Genomic DNA, 23833 nt, shown 5'->3' on the forward strand with positions numbered 1-23833 from the left:
TCTTGTATACAGATGGGAAAAGAGGGGTTGCACATGTTCGAATGGCTATGGACGTTTATTGATATTATGACCAAAGTAGTGATATTAGCGCTGCCAGTAGGTGTTGCGGGTGTGTATGTGTGGGATCGCTATATTCAGAAGCAGCATTCCATTCTCAAAACACATCCGGTCATCGGTCGACTGCGTTATGTATTCGAGATGCTTGGGCCCGAGCTGCGGCAATATTTTATTTGGGGAGATAAGGAGGGCAAGCCGATTGATCGCGATACGCAAGGCTATATTGCCAAAGCGGGCAAATATGGCTCAACGGTTATTGGCTTTGGCTCGCGCAAAGACTTTTCGCAAGAAGGCTTTTTCTTGAATAATTCGATGTTTCCCAAAAATATGAATGAGCTTGCCGTCGATCAATCCAAGCCGATTACAACCACCTACAAATATCAAATCATGAGTGAGGGAATGATCTCCAGAAAGGAGAAAAGGTTCCAAACCTCTTCGAATCCATGGCTGCTGCAGGATCAGCACGCGGTTGTTATCGGTGAATACAATCAAGTGCCGGAGCCGTACAAAACCAAAGGGTTCATTGGAATTTCGGCCATGAGTTTCGGGTCGTTATCCGATCATGCGGTCATGGCGCTGGCGCAAGGTGCTGCTATTGCAACAGGAACGTGGATGAACACGGGTGAAGGGGGCTTAGCGCCCTATCATTTATCCAAAGTGTATGAAATGCTGGAACACACGCACCAAACGCCTGTGCAACCGGATGAACTTATTGTTTATGACTTCATTAAGAAGCGCAAGCTCGTTTCCAATTTTGAAATTCTTAAGGAATTAGCGCATATCGAATACGATTCCATGGATGTTTTTGCAATGGAGGATCATCCTTACATTCTGGCTGTAAATCGGCTGGCTGCCAGCGGCTACTTGCTTAAAAAAGAAACCGACCTCATTTATCAAATTGGTTCGGCGAAGAATGGTTCGCGCTCCGATGCCATCGGTACCTTCGATGAAGCTGAATTTCTGCGCACCGCTGGGAGAGCGGAAGTAAAGCTTATTGAGCTGAAACTGGCGCAAGGCGCTAAAGTGCGGGGCGGCAAGCTGCCGAAGAGCAAGCTGACCCCGATGATCCGCAAAATCCGCGGCATACCGATGGATTGGAATTATGATGTGGAATCGCCGAATCGCTTTACCGATTTCAATGATATCCCCAGCTTGTTTGACTTTATTGCGAAATTGCGGCGGATTTCGGGCAAACCGGTTGGGATTAAAGTCGTAGCAGGCAGTGAACATGCCATTGAAGAGATGGCCGCATACATGCAGGAAACCGGCCAGGCGCCGGATTTCATCACCGTTGACGGCGGGGAAGGCGGCACAGGCGCCACTTACATGGAGATGGCGGACTCGCTAGGGCTGCCGCTTTACTCGGCGATCCTCATCATTGATAATACACTGCGTCAATATGGCGTTAGGGATCGCGTCAAAGTATTCGCCAGTGGTATGCTGGCAACAGCCGATAAAATGGCGATTGCCTTCTCTTTCGGCGCTGATCTCGTAAATGTAGCAAGAGCAGCGATGAATACAATTGGCTGCATCAACGCGCTTAAATGCAATACCAATGAATGTCCGACAGGCGTCACAAGTCATAAGCCGGAGCTCAAGCAAGGGCTTGTCGTCGAAGAGAAGCGTTTTCGCACAGCGAACTATTTGGCTACTTTGCGTGAAGGTGTCTTCATGTTAGGCGCATCGTGCGGGCTCGAGTCTCCCGTGCTTTTCGAGCGAAGCCATGTCACTTTCAAGGATAAAAATGCGCTGGCTACGCGAATGGATAAATTATCTCCACTTCCAGTTGAGGTTGCGTTTCCTCCTATTCATGCCGTGAAATCATCCTAAGCATTCTAAGAATCCTAAGCGTTAACAAAGAGAGGAGTTTGGCAAATGAGTTTTCAGAAAGTGGAGCTAGTCCTGGATGCTAAGGCGACCCTGGCAGAAGGGCCAAGCTGGTATGCCAAGGAAGAAAAGCTGTATTGGGTTGATATTATAGGGCAAAAGTTCGGGCGGTTCGATCCAGTTACAGGGGAAAACGAGGATTTTTCAATCGGCGAATATGTTGGAGCCGTTGTGCCTGCAGGGGATAACAAGGTGATGTTAGCTACGCAATCGGGTTTTCAAATGTACGATCTATTGGATCGTACATTAACCGCCTTGATAGATCCAGAAGCGCATATCCCTGGCAATCGCTTTAATGATGGGAAGTGCGATGCCCAAGGAAGGTTCTGGGCGGGCACCATGGACAACGCAGAACAATCGGAAAGCGGCGCATTGTATGTGCTGGACACGGATTGCAGTTATCGCAAAGTGTTTGATGGGGTCGGCGTGTCCAACGGTATCGCCTGGAGCCTGGATGAGAAAGAAATGTACTACGTAGATTCGATGAAGAAGTTGGTGTACAGTTTTGATTTTGATGCGGAGCGAGGACATATTAGCAACCCGCAGGTCTTAATCGATTTTCGGGATGAGCAAGGATTTCCCGACGGCATGACCATCGATGAAGAGGGGATGCTCTGGATTGCGCATTGGGACGGTTGGCAGGTGTCCCGCTGGAATCCTCGCACCAAGCAAAAGCTGTCGTCCATTGCAGTTCCCGCAGCCAAAGCCTCATCATGCATTTTTGGTGGCAAGGATTTAGATGTTTTGTATATTACGACGGCGCGCAAGGGGCTTCAACCGGAACAGGCCGCGGATCAACCGCATGCCGGTGGCCTATTCGCTGTCAAACCCGGTGTGAAGGGGACGAAAACATATTCGTTCGGAGAGGCCTTGATAGAGGAATAATAGCAATTATCGACGATGCCGGACTGATTTTGGGCAAGGGGGGTCGGCACGCGAAAGCCTGCCGGCCTCTATTTGTTTGACTTGGGTGTAGTCATTACTAGACATAAGAGTCTCCAACGGCTCCTATTCGCCCAAATGTGCCGACTTTTGTGCATATAAGAGCTCCCGGAGGTTACTACTTAGGTCCCCTTATTCAAACCCCTAAAAATTGGTTAAGAATACTTAACGAATTTAATGGAGAAGAGGGATCAGGATGAAAATGAGCCTCGAAGAAATCAAACAAATTAGCCACAGTAGTCCAGATCAAATCGAGAAGGTCATTACGAAACTGCTAGAACGGATCACTGAACTGGAAAACAGAGTAGCCGAGTTGGAGCGCCAGCTAGGGCTTAACAGCAAGAATAGTAGCAAGCCGCCTTCAAGTGACGGGTTTCGTAAGCCCGCAAACTCCCGCATCGCTGGTGGCAAAAAGGGAGCACCCCTAGGTCATGAAGGACACACACTTAGTATGGTGGATGATCCGGATGCCATCCTCGACTTTTGCCTAACTACCTGCCCTGCGTGTCATGCTCCAATGGACCAGGAGAACTGTATAGGCTACGACCGGCGTCAGCAGATCGATCTGCCTGAACCACGCATCCAGACAACCGAGTTTCGCGCTCATACGAGCTGCTGCCCGCAGTGTAGCGGGGTTCATCAGGCTGCTTTTCCGTCGCATGTCAGCGCCTCTGTCCAATATGGAGCTGGTGTTACGGGCTGGATCGTGTATGTGAGTGCGTACCATATGATTCCACTGAAAAGGGTGAGCGAGATGTTTGCGGACCTGACCGGGCATTCGCTGAGCGAGGCTACGGTCATCGCCCATTTGAAGAAATCGCACAAGCAGCTAGGTCCCTATGAGGAACAAATTCGCCAAAACCTGCTGAATGCCGATGTTTTGCACGCTGATGAAACCGGCATTCACGTCGATGGCAAACAGCGATGGCTGCACACCCTCTCTAATGTGGACTGGACGTTCCAGGCGGTTCACGAAAACCGGGGCACCCTCGCTTTTGATGCCATCGGTCTGCTGCCGGCTTACTCGGGCATTCTAGTGCATGACTGCAACGGGCCGTATTTTAAAGAAAAATACACGTTCCAGCATGCCTTATGCAATGCGCACTTACTGCGGGAATGCCAAGGAATCGCCGATTATGATCATCACCAGTGGGCCGTGCAGATGAAACGCTTGCTACAAGTAGCCTGGCGTCTCACGCTAGCCGCCCGTAAAGTCTTGTGCTGCTTAGCTCCGAGTACGGTTAAATGGCTAGAGAATTGGTACGATGACATCCTGCAGCAGGGCGAGCTGGAATGGAATCAAGGGCGTACCAAAGCCAAAACCGGACCGCAAGGCAGGCAAAGCAAAAGTAAATCGGCCAATCTGGGTGAACGTTTCCGTCGTCACAAGGAACCGATTCTCCGGTTTATTCAACCGGTTTATTCAAGATGTCCGTGTTCCTTTTGACAACAATGTCGCCGAACGAGACTTGCGGATGGCCAAGGTCAAAGCCAAAGTCTCCGGCTTATTCCGTACCTGGGACGGGGCTCATCAGTTCGCCCGCGCGCGCGGCTTCATTTCAACCCTTCGTAAACAAAATTTACCTGTACTCTCGACGCTTATTGTTACTTTTCGTGGGGAGTTTCGTTTTCCGCGTTTGGAAGAAGGTAAGTAGTAACTCCCGGAGACCCTTATCTCTTCATTTGGAGGAGTTTGACCGGAATTGGCTGGGGATAAGAGTCTGCAAAGACTTCTATTCCCCAAAATGAGCTTGCTTTTGCACATATAAGAGCTCTTTGAGACTCTTATCTCTTCATGCGGAAGGGTAAGGATGGCCCTTTCTAGGGGGATCTACCCCAAATACGTCAAAACCTCACCAGCCCCAGCCCCAAGCAGCACGATGATCCAAGGGGGGGATTTCCAAACGACCAGTAAACCAAAAAGGAGAAGGGCAAGAGCGAAATCAGTGGAATGGACAATAGCCGTTGTCCAAAGCGGATTGTACAAGGCTGCCAGCAAGATGCCAACAACGGCGGCATTAATGGCGATGAGTGCGCCCTGGACTTTGAGACTAGCGCGTAAGGATTTCCAAAATGGCAAAGCCCCGACAATGAGTAAATAGGCAGGCAGAAAAATCGCCAGAGTGCCGACAACAGCCCCTTTGAAACCAAGGAACATAGCACCCAAATAAGTGGCAAATGTAAAAAGTGGACCTGGGACAGCTTGGGCGGCGCCATATCCAGCCAGAAACACTTCTTTGCTGATCCAGTCTGGCGGTACGACCTCACGTTCCAAGAGTGGAAGAATGACATGCCCGCCTCCAAAAACTAAGGAACCGACACGATAAAAAGAATCGAAAAGAGCAAGTGATTGAGAGTGTCCCAGACTACTTATCGTTGGGAGAACAACCATTAGCAATATGTACAGAATTAGACAAAGAATGGCTGCTGAGCGAGGAACTCTGATCTCGATGAGACTGTTGTTCTCCTGTTGGGGCACTGTTTGGAAGGCAAACATGCCAATAAGTCCGGCTAGGCAGATAATCAAGAGTTGGCTGTAAACTTCATGCCAAAGCAATGTGATAGAAGCGGCAACAAGTGCAATGGAGGCGGTGCTCTTCGTTGCAGCGAGTTTTTTGCCCATGCTGAGGACAGCTTGTGCGACAATCGCGACAGCTACGATTTTGAGTCCGTGAATCCATCCGGCACTGCTCATGTCCATCGTTTTTACGAGGAGTGCGAAGAACAGAAGGATGAGAATGGAAGGCAGCGTGAAGCCAAGCCAGGCTAAAGCTCCTCCGAGCAGTCCAGCACGAATCGTTCCGATCCCAATTCCGACCTGGCTGCTCGCAGGACCAGGGAGAAATTGACAGAGAGCTACGAGATCAGCATAGCTTTTCTCGTCCATCCATTTTCTTTTTTGGATATATTCATGATGAAAATAGCCCAGATGCGCGATCGGTCCTCCGAAGGAGGTCAATCCCAATTTGGTTGATACCCATAATACTTCGAGATAAGGACTTCGTTTAACTGATTGCAGGACTAAAGCAGGTTTCAATGCGAATTCCTCCCCGTGTGCCCCCTCGTTGACCTGAGCGCTTCATTAAGTTTAGCGGAATGCATTCATTTCGACAAATAAAAAAACTCAACAATTGTGATTGTTGAGCTCACCTGTTACTCCAATCCAAACTCTCTCATTTTATTGTACAAAGTGCCGCGGGATATGCCGAGCAGCTTAGCGGCTGCGCTTTTGTTTCTTCCTGTTTTGACCAGCGCTTCCTCAATGAAAATCATTTCTTCATCCTCGGAAATTTTCGCCCTTAGGCTGGTCTGGTTATCAGACTCCGCGAGAGCAAGACTTGGCTGCAACTGCTGCAAAGCTGTGGGCAGGTGCTCAAGCTGGATCGTATCTTCGTCGCTGAGAATGAGACAGCGTTCGATTACGTTTTTTAATTCCTGGATATTGCCCGGCCAATCGTGGTTGGTGAAGGCCAGAAGAACTTCCGGTGAGAGCGTCGGAACCGGCTTCTGGTACTGTAAGGAAAACTGCTTGAGATACATTTGCACCATGGCAGGGATATCTTCGGTTCGATCTCGCAGGGGCGGAATCCGAATGGATATCACGTTGAGCGCATAGTACAAATCAGAACGGAATTCCTGCTTCGCTAGTTTGCCGGCCAAGTCCGCCGTTGTTGCAATGATAATTCGTGTTCGCACGCCGATTGGCAGCGTGCCGCCGGAACGGATGATCGTTTGCTGTGTCAGGGAATGATAAAGCTTGGCCTGTAGATCCAGAGGCAGCTTCTCGATTTCATTGATAAACAGGGTGCCGTCTTTGGCTTGCTCTAATTTCCCGGCTTGCCCGCTTTCGCTTCCGCTGAAGGCACCCCCTTGGTAACCGAAAAGTTCAGCTTCAAGCAATCCCGAAGGTACAATCCCGCAATTCAAGGTCAAGAACGGTTCTTGGGCTCTTGAACTGGATTGGTGAATGATATGAGCCAGCTGTTCTTTGCCGACACCCGATTCTCCGATGAGGAGGACGGGTGTTTCTGTAGCGGCGACCTTCTTGGCCCATTGGATGACTTTACCGATGGCGGGGCCTTTGCCCGAAATCAAGCTGAATAAATCATTCGCTTGCTCGACTTGGGCAATACCATATGAATCAGCGGTCGTAAGTTGTTCATTTAGCCGCACCAACTGTGTAATATCTTGTTCCGTAGCGATTCCGCCAATAATCTGACCATGTCCGTCGCGGATCGGTGAAGCATTAATCAGGACGTGCGTGTCAGGTCTTGGGCGATGGTACGTATTGCGAATAACGCGGCCTTCGTCCAAAATTTTCAGGACCATCAGCGTCTCCACATCAAAATGTTCACCGATACGTTTCCCCAGCACATCGGCACTTGGCAGATGATACAGTTCTTCGGCGACATGATTCCAACAGATAACGGCTCCATCTCGATCGACAACGGTCACAGCATCTGTGACGGTATCGGCCAGCACAGCGAAATAGGAGGCCCATTTGTGTTGTTCAAGAACAGAAGCCTGATAAAGGTCTAATAACGTGGCGTATCCCTGAACAGTGCCTTTTTTATCTTTGATAAGCACCGGTCGATTCGTTGTCTGAATGAGCTCGGGAAGAAGTGAGCTGGAAGGTAACGATATAGCTTGCGTCGTAAAATAACTGGTTTCTTCTAATAGATCATGAAGCGTGCTGGCTTTAAAACAAGACAGCAGAGAGGCTTCTTCTGGTATGAATAAACTTATGACATCGTTCAATTCGGTGAAGACCGCTTTTCCTTGCTGCAAATAGGCAGCAATCTCTAGCAGGGAAATTTCTAATGGGAGTTGGACAATGGTAGTGTTCAACGGGATGTGTTCATTTTTGAACATAATGACCTCATTTTGTGTAGCAGCATTTGCTATAAATTTACCATGAAAGGGGGGGCGATTCAACACGTTGAGTAGTTGCTCTGAGTATGATAAAGAAAAGAAAGATAAAAACTTTCGATAAACACTTGTGATTAATTTGAATTAATAGTGTTCAAATTAACGGTTATGTTGTACAATTAAATTAAATATTGAACAATATTGTACAATTCCCTTTGGGAGGGATCACACATATGGAACTTATGATGCGTAATATGTTTCAATCGCTGGGCAAAAGTCGCACAGCAAACCGGTTAGCTAAAAAATACGGATTGCGCTTTGGAGCGGCTCGTTTTGTGGCCGGAGAAACGATTGCCCAATCGATCGCAGCTGTACATGCGCTGAATCAGGATGGGCGCGTAGCGACTTTGGATCATTTGGGCGAGTTCGTTTTTAGCGAAGAGGAAGCGTTGGAATCTGCCGCTATGTGCATGCAGACTTTGGATGCGATTGCGGAGTCAGGGGTTACCTCCAATCTTTCTTTAAAAATGACATCGCTGGGTCTGGACATCAGCAGGGACCTATGCATCAGCAATATGAGACGAATTCTGGATCGTGCGCGGTTGTATGATAACTTCGTACGCATTGATATGGAGGATTTCGCGCATTGCCAAATCTCCTTAGATATTTACAGAGAACTTCGCCAAGACTATGACAATGTAGGGATCGTCATCCAAGCTTATTTGTTCCGCACCATGCAGGATATAGATGATTTAGATGTGCTAGCAGCTAATCTGCGACTTGTGAAGGGGGCCTATAAGGAATCCCCGCAAGTAGCATTTCCAGAAAAAAGTGATGTTGATGAGAATTATAAAAAAATCATTCAGAAACATCTGCTAAATGCTCACTATACGGCGATTGCCAGTCATGATGAAGCGATCATTCAGTTCACCAAACAATTCGTCCATGACCAGCAAATACCCAATCAGCAATTTGAATTTCAAATGCTCTATGGCATTTGCGAAGAGTTGCAAAAACAGCTAGTCAAAGAAGGCTACCGGGTCCGCGTTTATGTGCCTTATGGTGTGGATTGGTTCGGTTATTTCATGAGAAGGCTGGCTGAACGTCCAGCGAATGTCTGGTTTGTGCTTAAAAATATGTTCAAATAGAGAGGAGATTTATTATGCCCACCTATAAAACGGTTAGTACTTACGCGAATGAGCCTTTTACAGATTTTAATCTTGAGGTGAATCAGAAGGCGCTGCAAGCAGCTATCTCCAAAGTGAAAAGCGAGCTGGGGCGCGAATATCCGCTTCATATCGGTGCTGAAAAAGTAGTGACCGAGGCAAAAATTACATCGATTAACCCTGGAAATGTCGATGAAATCATTGGTTATGTGAGCAAAGCAGATCAAGTGCTCGCTGAGAAAGCGATGAACGTGGCTTTGGAGACGTTTGAATCTTGGAAAAAAGTTCCCGCCCGCGAACGCGCGGAGTATTTGCTGAAAGCTGCTGCGCTGATGCGTGAGCGCAAGCATGAATTTTCTGCATTAATGATTCTTGAATCAGGCAAAAACTATGTGGAAGCCGATGTAGATACGGCGGAAGCCATTGATTTTATAGAGTTTTATGCGCGTGAAATGATCCGTCTTAGCGAGATTAATGAAACCCAGCCGCTTGTGCGAATTCCAGGTGAGAACAACCGCATTTCCTATATCCCACTTGGGGTAGGCGTTGTTATTCCTCCTTGGAATTTCCCGCTTGCCATCTGTGTAGGGATGACGACAGCAGCGGTTGTTTCCGGAAATACGGTGCTGCTGAAGCCAGCTTCAACGACACCGGTAATTGCTCACAAATTTGTTGCCTTGATGGAGGAAGTTGGACTTCCAGCTGGCGTTATTAACTTCATTCCCGGCAGTGGAGCGGAAGTTGGCGATTATTTGACGACGCATCCTAAGACACGTTTTATTAGCTTCACTGGGTCCAAGGAAATTGGCTTGCGTATTAACAGACTTGCTGCGGATACGGCGCCAGGCCAAATCTGGATCAAACGAGTAGTCGCTGAAATGGGCGGAAAAGACGGGATCGTCGTCGACGAAACAGCCGATCTTGATGCCGCAGCAGCAGCGATTGTGGCTTCCGCTTTTGGTTTCCAAGGCCAGAAATGTTCAGCTGGCTCCCGTGCCATCATCGTGGAATCCGTCTACGAGGAAGTGGTAGCCAAAGTGGTTGCATTGACAGGCAAGCTGCAAAGCGGTTTGCCAGAGCTTAACTTCGCGGCTGGTCCTGTCATCGATAAAGCTTCGTATGAGCGTATTCTGGATTACATCGAGATTGGCAAACAAGAAGGAACACTGCTTGCAGGCGGCAGCAAAGCAGAAGGCAACGGCTATTACATTCAGCCAACGGTCTTCGGTGATGTTAGCGGCAAAGCACGTTTGATGCAGGAGGAGATTTTCGGACCCGTGCTCGCGATTGCCAAAGCCAAAGACTGGCAGGATGCTATCGCAATGTACAATGATACGGAGTTCGGTTTGACCGGTTCGTATTTCTCAGCGGATGAACAGCGTATTGAGGAGGCACTGGACACGGTACATTGCGGCAACTTGTATATTAACCGCAAATGTACAGGCGCCCTGGTTGGGGTGCATCCGTTTGGCGGCTTCAACATGTCGGGAACCGACTCCAAAGCAGGCGGCTACGACTACCTGCTGCTGTTCACACAAGCGAAGCTGACTTCGCGCAAGGTTTAGTTGAATTAGAGAAGGCGGACGTGTAGTCCGGCCTTCTTATTTTTTTGATTGCTGCCGCGGCGGAGCTGATCCAGTTGGGTGTAAGTATGGGGAGCTGAGAGTGACAAGTAGCAGAGAGTAACTATGATAGCTGTTAGTAACTAAGAGCAGTTGAAAGTGACTAAGAGCATCTGAAAGTGACTAAGAGTAGTTGAAAGTGACTAAGAGTAGCTGTAAGTAACTAAGAGCATCTGCAAGTAACTAAGAGCAATCTAAAAGTGACTGAGAGTTGCTACAAGTAACTAAGAGCAGCTTAAAGTGACTAAGAGTAGCTGAAAGTGACTAAGAGCAGTTGAAAGTGACTAAGAGTAGCAGCAAGTGACTAAGAGCATCTGAAAGTGACTAAGAGTAGCAGCAAGTGACTAAGAGCATCTGAAAGTGACTAAGAGTAGCTGTAAGTAACTAAGGGTAGCTGGAAGTAACTAATAGCAAGGAGAGTAGCAAGGGGAAAGCAACAAGGAGTAACTGGAAGCACAGAGAGTAATCATAGTTCCCTTTCATCTGCAATTTGCGGCTTTTAGAGTTATTTAGCTGATCATAGCTCCGTTTCGAAAGGGGGGCTCACTTCCAGCTGGAACTTAACTGAGTCAGCGGGCTCAAGTTGGATCTAGCTGCTACCCAAGTCTAGTCCTTCGCCAAGTCTTGTTCTTTACCAAGCCTAGTCCTTCGCCAAGTCTTGTCCTTTGCCAAGCCTCGCCCCTTGTCAAGCCCTACCTCCCCCTCAGTCCCTTCGCCTCGCCACCCTTCCCCTTCCCGAAAGGGAACTATGTTCCCTTATTTATCAACAAAGCAGCCATTCAGCTAGTCAGAAGGAACTATGGTACGCTATTTTACCTAATTTGCTGGAATTTCACCCCTTTGAGGTGGAATAAGTGATCATAGTTCCCTTTCAACTGCAATTTGCTGCTTTTGAGCTATTTAGCGGATCATAGTTCCGTCTCGAAAGGGGTGTTGCTCATTTCCAGCTTAAACGGCTAGATTCAACTGGTACATGCGGGCTCGTTCCTGCCCTTTCGTAACAACTAGCAGTTGCATGTCGCATAAACGATGCAAAATTATCCTTGCGTATTTTGTGCTGACTTTGAGATGAGCTGAAAGTTCAGATGGTGGGAAGGGACGAAGCAAGCCTCGTGCGAATCGGATGGTTTCGTTTTCAACCCAAGACAGAGATACGGGCACGTGCGTCGAAATAAATTTTCCGATAAAAGAAAGAATAAGCTGCTGGCACTGCTTGGGTGACTCTGTAATTGAAGGAAAGGCAAGCGGCATGACGACCCATCCGTCCAAAGCCAGATAACAGTGCCGAATACACAGGTCCTTGAATCTCCAAATTTCCATATCTCGGGCGTGGGAGCCATAGCCTTGAATCTCGATCGCGCCTTTTACTTGACCGGGCATATAGGCAAAGTCCAAATAACGATAGCTGTTGGAGAAATCTTTTACCTCCCATTCAGGGTATAAGTGATTGAAATTTCCTGCCGCTGGATACCAAACGCTTCGTAGAAATTCTATTTCTGCATAGCCGAGCCCACGCTCTAACCGTTCTCGCCTGCGATTGTTCGTTTCCTCCATAATTTGTGAAGACATGAATGCCTCGAACGCTTGTTCAAATTTCATTCCTCTCATCCCACTTTCATTAGAATTGCTGGATAATAAAACAAAACGCCGCTTTCCACTATGCTCGACCAGAAATGAATCCGGACTAACATCATGGAAAGCGGCGTGTGCTTCACGACCAGCTTAATTTAGATACTTAAAGTATACCGGATTATGAAACGGGGTGCCAGCTTAACTCGAAAAAGATGCCAAGCTAGCTTGCTGCAGTTTAGGCGGGCCTAACAGACGGCGCAGCCAAGCGGCCAAGCCCCCCGGTCCAATCCCGCTGATCCTGCCGAACGCTTGCTCCTTTCATGCGGATTTGAGATAATGCATCTAGAAAATGATAGATGAATAGGAGTGGCATGGGGAAATGACGAAAAAGACATTTGCTTTCATAGGATCTTACGCTGACGCGGCTAATCCAGGTGTATACACCTGTCAATACGATACGGAGGATGGCAGCTTGGAGCTCACGCATCAAGTAGATGGTTTGCAGAATCCAACCTTTTTAACTGTCGATGCGACAAATTGGAGACTATATGCGTTGACGGAAGGCTTGGATGCTAATCAGCAGCGCTGCGGTGCGGCTAGCGCTTATACGGTTAATCCTGCCAATGGGGATTTAACATTCCTGAATAATGAGATAACCTTGCCAGCAACGACATGTCATATTCAGCTAGATCATGACAACCAAGTCGTGATGGTCGCCAGCTATCATGGCGGAATGGTTGGTTTATCTCCAATATTAGACGATGGCGGCATAGGGACAACAGCGGATATTCAGCAGCATCATGGAGCAAGCGTCCTCACCGTGCAGGATAGACCCCGTGCACATTCTGTTTTCTTGGATCGCACCAGCCGTTACATAGGGGTTTGCGACTTAGGCTTGGACAAGATAAAGCTGTATAAACTTGACCTAGCGGAGAAGAAACTGTTTCCTCATAGCGAAGTGCAAGTCAATCCGGGATCAGGTCCAAGGCATTTTGCTTTCCACCCGTCCTATGCATTCGGGTATGTGATCAATGAACTAAGTTCGACGGTTACGGCGTTCCGTTATGACGAAGAACGCGGAGAATTAACAGAAATTCAAACGATTTCTACCTTGCCTGATACGTTTGAAGGTGAAAATGCTTGCGCGGATATTCATGTATCTCCAGATGGCCGCTTTCTATATGGCTCAAATCGCGGACATGAAAGCATTGTGGTATATGCGATTGATGCCGCGACAGGGTTATTATCCATCGTGGAATATGCGCCTGTGCTTGGCAAACATCCGCGTAATTTCGCCATTTCGCCTGATGGGAAGCATGTGCTCGTAGCCAATAAGGATACGGACAATATCGTTTCCTTCTCCAGAGATGCGGTAACCGGCAAATTAAAGCCAACCGGAAGCGAGCTTAAACTGTCCAAACCAGTTTGCATTAAATTCGCCGAAACACAATGACACCGTTCACGGAGCGTGTTATTCAAATCATCCGATCCATCCCTGAGGGCAAAGTCATGACGTATGGACAGATCGCGCGACTTGCCGGTAGTCCAAGGGGAGCTAGGCAGGTTGTGCGTATTTTACATGCGATGAGCACCAAACATCGTCTACCTTGGCATAGAGTGATTAATGCCAAAGGTGAAATCGCGATACAGGATGATGAGGGATCACATATGCAAAGCTTTCTTCTGCAAGCAGAAGGGGTAACGATCACAGACCAACGATTCGTTTCATTGGCTCATTTTCAGCATCAAGACGAAGAATTCATATAGCAAATGCAATGCTGTCAAGCAGAGAAATCGACTTGATGGCATTTTTTTGCCCAAAAATCATTGAAAATAGTTACAAAGTCTAGGAGACAGGAATAGACTGTCTGTATCAGTAGGCCATACGGACAGGAGGCATGTTATGAGTGACAGAACCTTGTATCTTTTCGATGGCATCAATAAAAGCTCTGTGAAAGCAATCATCGAGCAAATCATGAAAGTAAATCAATTTGATGATGACAAAGATAAAAAAGAGAAGGATTTCAAGCGCGTCCCCATTGACCTGATCATTAATAGCAACGGGGGCAGCGTGTACGATGGGTTGGCGCTAATCAATGTAATTGATAATAGCAAGACGCCAGTGCATACCTATGTGTATGGACTTGCTGCAAGCATGAGCTTACTGATAGCTGTTAGTGGACATAAGCGGCACGCGGGCAGACTGAGCACGTTTATGTATCATTCCGTATCCACTCATATAGATGGGCATTTGGAGCATCTGAAAAACCGCGTGGATGAAACACAGCGCCTGCAAAACATTTATGATCAATATATTCTATCGAAAACGACGCTGAGCATAGAAGAGCTGCTTCGCGTTCAGGAGAACCAGCGTAATTGGTATATGAGCCCTGATGAAGCCTTGTCGGTAGGGATCATTGATGAAATTGTATAGCAAGCCGTGGAGAGAAGCCGAGGGGATTCTCTTTTTCTTTGTTTTTTATTGCTTTTTGGTGTTTAATGAGAGAAAGAGAGTTGGCTGGCAACGCTCGTTGCTGCCTAGGGAGAGGAAGAATCACACTGTGTATAAAATTGTCTTTTTTGATATCGATGGAACCTTAGTCAATGAAGAAAAACAAGTCCCAGCTAGTACTGTACAAGCCATACATCAGCTCAAAGAGCAAGGGATTGAGCCCGTCATTGCTACGGGGAGAGCGCCGTATTTTATTAAACCGCTAGCTGAACAGCTCGGCATTGATTCCTATGTTTGCTTGAATGGCGGCTATGCCGTATATCGCGGAGAACCGCTCTATAAACGAATTATCGCCAAAAGCAGCATTGAAGCTTTGGTTGAGCTAGCTGCCAAACATAAGCATTCCCTAGTCTTTGAAGGTGAGCATTCCTTCTTCACAGATACCGAGGATCATCCCTTTGTTATTGGATCTGTGTCCTCGTTGAAGGTTGATTTGCCTGGCTTCGACCCTCACTTTTGGAAAACGAATGATATTTATCAAATTTTTCTGCATTGTGAAGACGGAGACGAACAATTGTATGAGGAATTGCATAAGGAATTTAAGCTTATTCGCTGGCATCAACATGCGATTGATGTGCTGCCTGCAGGCGGTTCCAAGGCACAAGGCATTGCCGCGCTGCTGGAGCTTGTTGGTTTGAAACCGGAAGAAGCCGTTGCGTTCGGCGATGGATTGAATGATATGGAAATGCTGTCCTATGTCGGATTCGGCATTGCGATGGGCAATTCCCATAAAGATTTGCTGCCTTATGCGGACCATGTCACCACACATGTGGATGAAGAGGGGATTCGCAACGGGCTGGTTACCGCCGGACTGCTATAAGTAAGCCAGAATACATACAGGGTGAATACGATGAGAATAGCTTTTTTTGATTCAGGAATAGGCGGAATATCGGTCTTGCACGAAGCCATGAGGCAGTTGCCTCAGGAAGATTTTTTATATTTTGCTGATACGCTGCACGTTCCCTACGGGACGAAATCCAAGGATGAGGTTCTTGCTTTTGTCAAAGCCTGCGTGGAAACCATTCATCATGAGGAAGTCAAAGCGCTCGTCATTGCTTGCAATACGGCGACCAGCATTGCGATTGCAGAGCTTAGAAAGCTTTATGATATGCCTATCATTGGGATGGAGCCCGCGGTGAAACCTGCGCTAGAGATGAACCGTTCATCGGGCAAAAGGGTGCTGGTATTCGCGACGCCGCTAACGCTGAAGGAATCCAAATATCGCGAACTGGTTTCTCGCATTGATGATACAGGCATGGTGGATTCGCTGCCATTGCCTGAGTTGGTTGAATTCTGCGAGCAGCTTCAAGTGGAAGGTCCACGGATTAACGATTATTTTCACGCTCAGCTGGCGCCTTTCGATCTAGACTCATTTGGCACCGTCGTTCTGGGCTGCACACATTATCCTTTTTACAGACGTGCCTTGCGCAACCTGCTGCCGTCACATATCCAGATTGTGGATGGCAGCTCAGGAACCGTGAAACGACTGATCCAGCTTCTGGAGCATCGTGGCCAATTGCAAGGAGAAGGACATGGCGATCTTAAATTCATGTGCTCAAGCAACGATGCTGTGCACATTCTTAAGATGGAAAAGGCGCTGAATGTATTCCGCGACGTTGGAGTCTAAGGGTACATAAGCAAGTTAGCTGATCTTATTCCCTTCTGGCCTCGCGTAAGGGAACTACAGTACGCTATTCTAGCAAAAAGTGGCATGATAGCGAAGGTAAAGGAACTACAGTGCGCTATTAGGCAGATTGCTGGGAAATTCAGCGCTTTTCGTGGGAATAAGACCCTGTAGTTCCGCTATTGACCCAGCATCGCTGCTTTTTGCCTAAATAGCGTACCAGAGTTCCCGTTACAGGTTGTCCTTGACTTGAGTACACATATAAAAAGGCTGTCCCTTGACGGACAGCCTTTTTCACCGCATATTTTGCCTGTTGGGTACAAAGGAATCAGCTATTTAAAGTTTAATTTCCAACAGTTCGTACGTGATGACGCCCATCGGCGCATTAACTGAAATCGTGTCGCCAACTTTTTTATTCATTAAGGAGATCCCGAGTGGACTCTCGTAAGAAATTTTGTTTTCATTGACATCGGCTTCCGATGTGCCTACAATCTTGTACTCGATTTTCTCAGCAAATTCGACATCATTCAAGATAACGGTGGAGCCGACTTGAACTTTGGACGAATCGGTGTTCGTCACGACGCGAGCTTTTTTCAACATTCTTTCAATGGTCAGAATTCTGGTTTCCATAAACGATTGATCATTTTTGGCGGAATGATACTCGCTGTTTTCCTTCAAATCTCCGTAGCTGATCGCCATTTTGATCCGGGCAGCCAATTCTTTGCGTTTAACGGTTTTCAAATCTTCAAGCTCCAGTTCTAAACTACGTAACCCGTCTGGGGTTAAAATGATCTCGTCATTGGACATTTTTACAGCTCCTCATGTGTGCGATACTAGTTATACTACTAAAGTAACCGAGGCAAGTAAAGCAAGTTGATTAACTAAATCTACTTTGTATTTCCGCTTTTGTTGAATCGTCATCTATTGGCGCAGAGCTGTTACGCATACTTGAACGATGGATATTAATTGATAGACATCGCTTTCTTATCCAACTATACTACTGAAAGAGAAGATTTCTCTGCGTTTATGTGGAATGTATTATTAGGAAAGTGTGAAACTTCATGAGAATCAACGCTAAAGCCCTTTTTATCACATTTATTATTGTTATTTTGCTGCTGGTTACGAACAATACTTCCTATTATTGGTTTACGAAATCGCTGCTCACACAAGCTTTATCTGAACGTATGGAATCTACGGCAGTTCAAATTCGCACCTCGATTGAGCAATCAGAGGTTGGTTCTTTCTTTGTGGAAGATTTGATCGGAGAAAATCTTCGTTCAGTTTCCCTTTATGTCAATGATCAGTTGGACCCCGATATCGCCAAGGTGACCAACGAACAATTAGTTGAACTGGCGAAGCGGGCAGGTGTTGATGGCATCACATTAATGAAACGCAGCGGTGATGACATCGTGGTCGGCAAATCTTCCGAGCCCAAGGAACTTAAACTAATGAGCACCAAATCGTTCGGGTATTGGTTCACGGCTTTTAATCAATTGCTAGACAATAAGCAAGTGACGATACAGGAAGGGCAAAAGCTGCCCAATTTCTGGTCAGGCATCTATGAGGTTCCAGCCTCTGGCTCAAGTGATGTCAGCAAATTCGGTTATTTTCATGATGGGACTACGAATTATTTGACCTGTGTATTTGTGAACGCAGATAAAATCAAGCGATTCAAAGAAAATGTTGGCGCAGATACGATTGTCAAAAAAACGTTATCAGCCAACCCGGATATTTTGGAGATAGCGGGTTTGAATGGCGTTACCTTTGGTACACAGCCAATTGAATATAAAGATAATAACGGCATTCCTTTCATATCTGTCTATGACCGCCCTCTCTTATTCGGCACTTACGAGATTATGAATGAAGAGGATGTAGCGTATTACAGGAAAGCGATTGAGACGAACAAACCCATTAGTGTAGTAGAGAAATGGCAGGGGAAACCTGTCCTCAAAACCTTCGTCTTTGTACCTGTCAAGAAAAAAATGACCGAAGTTCAAAGCGAAATTCCCTATGTCATTGCCATTGTTTCGGATTATCAATCGATTCAGGATACGCTGAATAATCAGCTTGTTCGCCTGCTCCTCGTCATCGTGTTGTTTACGGTATTCAGCTGCGTATTTTTGTATGTTGTGTTTCGTATTATTACCAAAAGCCGTGAAACGGCTGTGAAATCCACCCAAGAGCTGTATATCCAGAACGTCGATCTTATGTTTGCGACGATTCGCAGCCAGCGGCATGATTTCCTCAATCATGTACAAACCATGTATGCCCTGCTTGCAAATGGTAAAAAAGAAGACCAAATGAAATATATGAAAGAGTTAATTGAAGAAATTAACGAGGTCAATGACATTATACGAATTGGTCATCCTGCGATTGCCGCATTAATTCAAGCGAAGATTGCACTAGCGATGCGGACTAAAATTAATTTCAGTTACGAATTTACAGGCCTGGAAGGTTTAGCTTTAGGTGTGAAATCCGTTGACATTGTGAAAATTATGGGGAATTTAATCGATAATGCCTTTGATGAAGTCAATAAATTTCCCCTTGGGGAACGCGATGTGATGGTGAGTGGATGGTCGGAGTCGAGTCAATTGAGGATATTGGTATCCAATCCGGTACAGCCTGACTTCCAACTTGATGATTATAATCAAATGTTCTCCATTGGTTACAGCACCAAAGGCCAGGGAGAGCATCAAGGGCTTGGTTTATCTGTGGTGAAGGAACGCATTGAGTACTATAAAGGTACGATTGAAGTGTCTGTCGCAGATGGGTGTATCTGTTTTCAAATTTCTATTCCTATGCAGCGAAGCTAAGAACGGACCGATTCATTCGGTTGGTTCTTTTTTTTGTTTCAATTTCATGTTCAGCGGGTAGAAAAATGGTAAAGGCATGAATAGGGCCGTGACGCTATAAAAGAACGAGGGAGGCTATCAGAATGGATATGCACTCACGAAGGTACAAGCTGGAATTCAAAAAAAGTTTGCTGCGCTTGTTTCCGCTTTTTGTTCTGTGCTCGTTTGTCTCGCCGGAGAAGACCTTTCTGGATATGCCGGGCTATCCGTTAAATCCTAATTATGTAGCAGGAACTGTGCAGCAGGTAGTGCGTGGCGAATCAGAGACGGTGCTGCTTGTTTCTGTTCCAGATAACTTGGTAGTGCCCAAAGATCTCTTGAGGCATTCTGAGTTATCCAACAATACGAGGAATGTTAGACTAAGCCAGCCTGTAGTATCGCCTGCTAACAAAGGAAGGAATGTTGAATTGCGTTTTCATGCTGGGATGAATCAGGAATTAACGGATTTCCTTGGCATACCTGCGGTCGGTGAGCATGTCCAGAGTGTAGCGGTTCCAGATCGAAAGGGTGTCTATCAGGCACGGTTTTTGGTCAAGGATACAGGCGATTATATTGTAGCAATCAAATAACAAATAAAGGCTGCCCCCCAAAGGCCAATGGACCTTGAGGGAAGCCTTTGCGAATGCCGGCAGTATGCTGTTCCTTAACTACGATAAATACTGTCCCACATGAAGAAGCTGTGGAAAGAGATGGAGAAGCGGGACAAGCAAACTAACGATTAGAAGCAGCCAACGAAAAACGGTCTCACTGGCGGAGCCTGTGTCAATCGCGATAAACTTGGGCAGTATCCGAATTTTGAACGAAATCGGCCAGAAGAGTTCAACGCCACGTTCATTCAATAAATCGATCAGTGGATGAGAAGCATAACTGATGAGAAATGCCCAGAAAAATAAAGGCGGCAAAGGCATCGCGATCATCCCTAACAATAGCATGAACAGGAGAGAGTGCGTAAGCGTACGATGTTTGATCTTGAGTAGTCGAAGCAGGGCTGACAAGGGGAAAAGCACTTTGGCCATTGTGGATCCCGGTTTATCGACATCCGCTAGTGTGCCCGCTAAACAGCCAAGCAGCAGAACGCCGGCAGCATCCCAGGAGAAAAAAGAGATATCCTGGCTAATAAGAACGATTTCCGCGGAAATAAATCCGGCAATACTGTGTGTTTTTTGTAACATGATAAACTCCTGATTCACATAAATTGGTCATAACTGTATATCATTCGTCGTTGGACCTTCATTTGAGGGGGAAATGTCGAGAAAGCGTCCTAATTCACCTATATGAATGTCTAGATCAGCCCTCTTACGGTAAACGTGAATCCACTAAAATAGGACGTATCAGGTGCTGCTAAAGTAGGCTCAAGCGCACACTTTCTATTTATGCAGGAGGGTACTATCAGACATGGGAAGCACTCAAATTACGAACTTAACGTGTGAATATCGCGTGAATCCAATCGGCTTGGATACGCTCTCACCGCGATTCACTTGGCAATTCCAAGCGGATGATAACAATATGGTGCAAACAGCGTATCATATTCAAGTGGCAGATGTCCTGCATTCTTTTGATTCGGATCATTTGGTCTGGGATTCAGGGAAAGTAGGGTCGGAGCAATCTGATCTTATTGCTTATGAAGGTTCAGCGCTGCATTCGCGGCATCGCTATTATTATCGAATCAAGGCCTGGGATCAGTCTGAGCTTGAACTGGAGTGGAGTGAAACCGCATTCTTCGAGTTGGGACTGCTGGGAGAGAACGACTGGTCGGCTTCCTGGATTACCCCGGATGGGGATTCAATTGATCCGAATGAAGCTGCCGCTTTTTATCTCAGAAAGACATTTGCAACACACAAACCGATAAGCAAAGCAACGATCTATGCTACGAGTTTAGGCATTTATGAACTTGAATTGAACGGGGTGCGTGTTGGAGACTGGGAGTTCACCCCGGGGTGGACCAGTTATCGTCATCGATTGCAGGTACAGAGCTACGATGTGACCGCAGCTCTTCAGCAAGGCGAACTGCATACGATTGGTGCCGTGCTGGCCAACGGCTGGTACAAAGGAAACTTGGCATGGAAAGACCAGCATAGTATCTTCGGCGAGGTAAGAGCCTTGCTGCTTCAACTGCATATTGATTATGCGGACGGAACTTCCGAGGTCGTCGCAAGTGATGATACGTGGCGTGCCTCGACGGGACCTATTCGTATGTCGGAACTTTATCATGGCGAAACCTATGATGCCAATTTGGAACAGGATGCATGGAGCTTGCCCAGAGGTAAAGTTGAAGAGTGGCACGCAGTTACGTTGCTGGCTCACTCCAAAAGCATACTGATTATGCAAGAGAACGAGCCCGCGCGCATAACAGAGCGGTTAAAACCTATAGACGTAATCCAGACGCCTAGCGGAGAAACCGTCTTGGATTTCGGCCAGAATATGGTGGGGAAAGTGCATATGCGCTTGGACTTGCCTGTAGGAAGCCGCATTCAGCTGCTGCATGCCGAAGTGCTCGATCGAGATGGGAATTTCTATATTGGAAATCTTCGTTCAGCCAAGCAAACCGTCACCTATATTTGCAAAGGAGGCGGTGAGGAACAATACGAGCCTCACTTCTCTTTCCAAGGATTTCGCTATGTGAAAGTACTTGGATGGCCACTGGACGTTGCATTGGAAGCGGATCGCTTCACAGGGCATGTCATCCATACGGATATGGTTGCCAAAGGCAACTTTGTTTGCTCCAACCCACTGCTTAATCAATTGCAGGCCAACATTGTTTGGGGACAAAGAGGGAATTTCCTTGACGTTCCAACTGATTGTCCACAGCGAGATGAGCGTCTTGGATGGACAGGAGATGCGCAGGTATTTATTCGGACGGCAGCTTTTAACTATGGTGTGGCGCCATTTTTCAGCAAATGGCTGCGGGATTTGAAAGCGGATCAATATGAGAATGGCGGCGTGCCCTTCGTAATTCCACATGTTTTGTCTGAAACGGATCACTCCTCCTCCGCTTGGGGAGATGCGGCTGTCATTTGCCCTTGGACACTGTATCAAGTTTATGGGGATACTCGCGTGCTTGAAGAGCAGTATGACAGCATGAAAGCCTGGATTACTTATATGCGTAATCAAGGAGAGAATGAATACCTGTGGAATACGGGGTTTCATTTCGGAGATTGGCTTGGGCTCGACGCCAAAGAAGGCAGCTACATAGGCGCTACACCAAGGGATTTAATAGCGAGCTGTTTCTATGCCTATTCCACTTCGCTGTTTATTAAAGCTGCTAAGGTCCTCGGACGTAGGGAGGACGTTACTGAATACAGTGAATTATATGAACATATTTTAGCTGCATTCAACGAAGAATTCATGACACCCAGCGGACGCTTGGCTGCACATACACAGACAGCTCATGTCCTTCCCCTCATGTTCGGGTTAGTCTCAGGCCGCGCACGTGAGCGTTTGGCTAAGACATTAGCCGAATATGTGGTGGAACAAAACTATCATCTGACAACTGGGTTCGTGGGAACTCCTTATCTGTGTCAGGTTCTTTCTGACAATGGCTATCACGATGTTGCGGTTAAGCTTGTTCAGCAGGAAGACTATCCTTCCTGGTTGTATGCGATCCACAAAGGAGCCACGACGATCTGGGAGCACTGGGATGGCATTAAACCGGATGGTTCATTCTGGAGTGACAATATGAATTCCTATAACCACTATGCTTATGGCTCCATTGGTGATTGGCTGTATCGAACTGTCGCGGGGCTTGATTCTGACGATGAGCAGGCAGGGTACAAACGGTTAATCTTCCGACCGAGGACGGATTCTGCCCTTGAATTTGCCAAAGCTGCTTTCCAATCCAATTATGGTTTGAACCGCAGTGAGTGGAGAAAAGAAGCAGACGGTACAGTGGTGTATGTGTTTGAGCTTCCTCCTAACACGACGGGGGGGGTCACGTTGCGAGGAGCTAGTGCAGCAGTTGTTACGATTAATGATCAGACGTTGAGTCAGGGGACAGACAGCAAGTTGATTGATCCAACCGATGAGGAGCTGCATCTGGAACTGGGATCAGGTGTCTATGAAATCCGTGTAGCACCGAGTGGAATGCGATAAAAGAAGAAGAGCCTTCCTTCCACCTATTGGGTTGGAAAGGGGGTTCTTTTCTTGTCTTTTTGAATAAGCATTTATGCGGTATAATAGCTTATATTGGACGAAGAGAAGGAGCAACTTGGATGGCAGTCTTCAATGCGATGGAAACAATAGTGATTAATATGTATGATGAGTTTACGAAAAGTTATGAACTTAAATGCGATTGTACGAAATGTAAAGAAGATATCCTTGCCTTGGTTTTAAATAAAATACCACCCCGCTACACCTCCAGTGAAAAAGGGCAGTTGTTCATAAAAGGGATGTATATTAACTCCCAATTGCAATCTGATGTGATGCGAGAATTGATGGAAGCAGCAACGATTGTCGCCGATCAACACCATCATGTAGAAGAGTAGTCATGACAAAGGAGCTGAGCGGCTTGTACGCGCTTAGCTCCTTTGTTGCGTGATGCTTCAGCCCCAGATAAGAGTCTCCAAAGCCTCTTATCTGCGAAAAACAGCCGTTTGTAGTGTGAATAGAAGCTCCCAAAGCCTCTTATTGCTTCGTATTGGGGAGTTTTTGCGTGTTTCACTGACGATTAGAGTCTCGAGAGACTTCTATTTGCGAAAAATGACCGCTGATTGTGCTAATAGAAGCTCCCAAAG

General features: G+C 46.8%; 20 protein-coding genes and 1 pseudogene. 16 read left to right on the plus strand and 5 right to left on the minus strand.

Going from position 1 to position 23833, the window contains the following annotated elements; all coding sequences use genetic code 11:
- Positions 1–33 precede the first annotated feature (33 nt).
- From LOZ80_RS07840 to LOZ80_RS07855, 5 genes and pseudogenes are all read left to right on the plus strand, one after another.
- Positions 34–1887, plus strand: coding sequence for an FMN-binding glutamate synthase family protein (locus LOZ80_RS07840; protein ID WP_238170902.1), 1854 nt, complete (start codon positions 34–36; stop codon positions 1885–1887).
- A 45-nt stretch (positions 1888–1932) separates the two neighbouring features.
- Positions 1933–2829 carry an SMP-30/gluconolactonase/LRE family protein gene (locus LOZ80_RS07845; protein ID WP_238170903.1) on the plus strand — a complete coding sequence of 299 codons (897 nt, stop codon included), beginning with the start codon at positions 1933–1935 and terminating at the stop codon, positions 2827–2829.
- 253 nt (positions 2830–3082) lie between these two features.
- A complete protein-coding gene (gene tnpC, locus LOZ80_RS07850) occupies positions 3083–4333 on the plus strand; it encodes an IS66 family transposase (protein WP_238167694.1) in 1251 nt (416 codons plus the stop codon).
- Positions 4308–4361 (plus strand): annotated as a pseudogene (locus LOZ80_RS39430) (hypothetical protein); the annotation flags it as partial. The gene tnpC and the pseudogene LOZ80_RS39430, both read left to right, overlap by 26 nt.
- Positions 4362–4541 carry a hypothetical protein gene (locus tag LOZ80_RS07855; RefSeq protein ID WP_238167693.1) on the plus strand — a complete coding sequence of 60 codons (180 nt, stop codon included), beginning with the start codon at positions 4362–4364 and terminating at the stop codon, positions 4539–4541.
- Positions 4542–4717: 176 nt separating this feature from the next.
- On the opposite strand, the gene chrA is transcribed toward LOZ80_RS07855, so the two are convergent.
- A complete protein-coding gene (gene chrA, locus LOZ80_RS07860; protein ID WP_238170904.1) occupies positions 4718–5923 on the minus strand; it encodes a chromate efflux transporter in 1206 nt (401 codons plus the stop codon).
- Positions 5924–6039: 116 nt separating this feature from the next.
- A complete protein-coding gene (locus LOZ80_RS07865) occupies positions 6040–7758 on the minus strand; it encodes a sigma-54 interaction domain-containing protein (RefSeq protein ID WP_238170905.1) in 1719 nt (572 codons plus the stop codon).
- 230 nt (positions 7759–7988) lie between these two features.
- Between LOZ80_RS07865 and LOZ80_RS07870 the strand changes: the two genes are divergently transcribed.
- Positions 7989–8903 (plus strand): proline dehydrogenase family protein, encoded by a 915-nt coding sequence (locus LOZ80_RS07870; protein WP_238170906.1) that lies wholly within the window; start codon positions 7989–7991, stop codon positions 8901–8903.
- 14 nt (positions 8904–8917) lie between these two features.
- On the plus strand, positions 8918–10486 hold the full coding sequence (gene pruA / locus LOZ80_RS07875; RefSeq protein WP_238170907.1) for an L-glutamate gamma-semialdehyde dehydrogenase: 1569 nt from the start codon (positions 8918–8920) through the stop codon (positions 10484–10486).
- A gap of 1005 nt (positions 10487–11491) precedes the next feature.
- Here pruA and LOZ80_RS07880 read toward each other — a convergent pair.
- Positions 11492–12142, minus strand: a complete 651-nt coding sequence (locus LOZ80_RS07880) for a transcriptional regulator (RefSeq protein WP_238170908.1) — start codon at positions 12140–12142, stop codon at positions 11492–11494.
- A 352-nt stretch (positions 12143–12494) separates the two neighbouring features.
- On the opposite strand from LOZ80_RS07880, the gene LOZ80_RS07885 reads away from it, so the two are divergent.
- The 5 genes from LOZ80_RS07885 (at position 12495) to murI (ending at position 16254) form a co-directional block, all read left to right on the plus strand.
- Positions 12495–13568: a lactonase family protein gene (locus LOZ80_RS07885; protein WP_238170909.1), complete on the plus strand. Its 1074-nt coding sequence runs from the start codon at positions 12495–12497 to the stop codon at positions 13566–13568.
- Positions 13565–13882 (plus strand): MGMT family protein, encoded by a 318-nt coding sequence (locus LOZ80_RS07890; protein WP_238170910.1) that lies wholly within the window; start codon positions 13565–13567, stop codon positions 13880–13882. The genes LOZ80_RS07885 and LOZ80_RS07890 overlap by 4 nt, the downstream gene beginning before the upstream one ends.
- 136 nt (positions 13883–14018) lie before the next feature.
- Positions 14019–14549 (plus strand): ATP-dependent Clp protease proteolytic subunit, encoded by a 531-nt coding sequence (locus tag LOZ80_RS07895; protein WP_238170911.1) that lies wholly within the window; start codon positions 14019–14021, stop codon positions 14547–14549.
- A 127-nt stretch (positions 14550–14676) separates the two neighbouring features.
- Positions 14677–15447 carry a Cof-type HAD-IIB family hydrolase gene (locus tag LOZ80_RS07900; RefSeq protein ID WP_238170912.1) on the plus strand — a complete coding sequence of 257 codons (771 nt, stop codon included), beginning with the start codon at positions 14677–14679 and terminating at the stop codon, positions 15445–15447.
- A gap of 30 nt (positions 15448–15477) precedes the next feature.
- Entirely contained in the window at positions 15478–16254 is a 777-nt protein-coding gene (murI, locus tag LOZ80_RS07905; protein WP_238170913.1) for a glutamate racemase, read from the plus strand.
- 333 nt (positions 16255–16587) lie between these two features.
- On the opposite strand, the gene greA is transcribed toward murI, so the two are convergent.
- Positions 16588–17058, minus strand: a complete 471-nt coding sequence (gene greA, locus LOZ80_RS07910) for a transcription elongation factor GreA (protein WP_238170914.1) — start codon at positions 17056–17058, stop codon at positions 16588–16590.
- Positions 17059–17312: 254 nt separating this feature from the next.
- On the opposite strand from greA, the gene LOZ80_RS07915 reads away from it, so the two are divergent.
- Positions 17313–19064 carry a sensor histidine kinase gene (locus LOZ80_RS07915; RefSeq protein WP_238170915.1) on the plus strand — a complete coding sequence of 584 codons (1752 nt, stop codon included), beginning with the start codon at positions 17313–17315 and terminating at the stop codon, positions 19062–19064.
- Between the two features lie 122 nt (positions 19065–19186).
- Positions 19187–19672 (plus strand): hypothetical protein, encoded by a 486-nt coding sequence (locus LOZ80_RS07920; protein ID WP_238170916.1) that lies wholly within the window; start codon positions 19187–19189, stop codon positions 19670–19672.
- A gap of 78 nt (positions 19673–19750) precedes the next feature.
- Here the strand turns inward: LOZ80_RS07920 and LOZ80_RS07925 are convergent, their stop codons facing one another.
- The gene (locus LOZ80_RS07925) at positions 19751–20275 is read right to left on the minus strand and encodes a metal-dependent hydrolase (RefSeq protein WP_238170917.1); all 525 of its coding nucleotides are present in this window, start codon (positions 20273–20275) and stop codon (positions 19751–19753) included.
- A 223-nt stretch (positions 20276–20498) separates the two neighbouring features.
- Here LOZ80_RS07925 and LOZ80_RS07930 point away from each other — a divergent pair, with 223 nt between their 5' ends.
- Together LOZ80_RS07930 and LOZ80_RS07935 are read left to right on the plus strand one after the other, a co-directional pair.
- Positions 20499–23192 (plus strand): alpha-L-rhamnosidase, encoded by a 2694-nt coding sequence (locus LOZ80_RS07930; RefSeq protein ID WP_238170918.1) that lies wholly within the window; start codon positions 20499–20501, stop codon positions 23190–23192.
- Between the two features lie 119 nt (positions 23193–23311).
- Positions 23312–23584: a late competence development ComFB family protein gene (locus LOZ80_RS07935; RefSeq protein WP_238170919.1), complete on the plus strand. Its 273-nt coding sequence runs from the start codon at positions 23312–23314 to the stop codon at positions 23582–23584.
- Positions 23585–23833: the final 249 nt, after the last annotated feature.

Source organism: Paenibacillus sp. HWE-109 (assembly GCF_022163125.1).
Taxonomy (GTDB): Bacteria; Bacillota; Bacilli; order Paenibacillales; family NBRC-103111; genus Paenibacillus_E.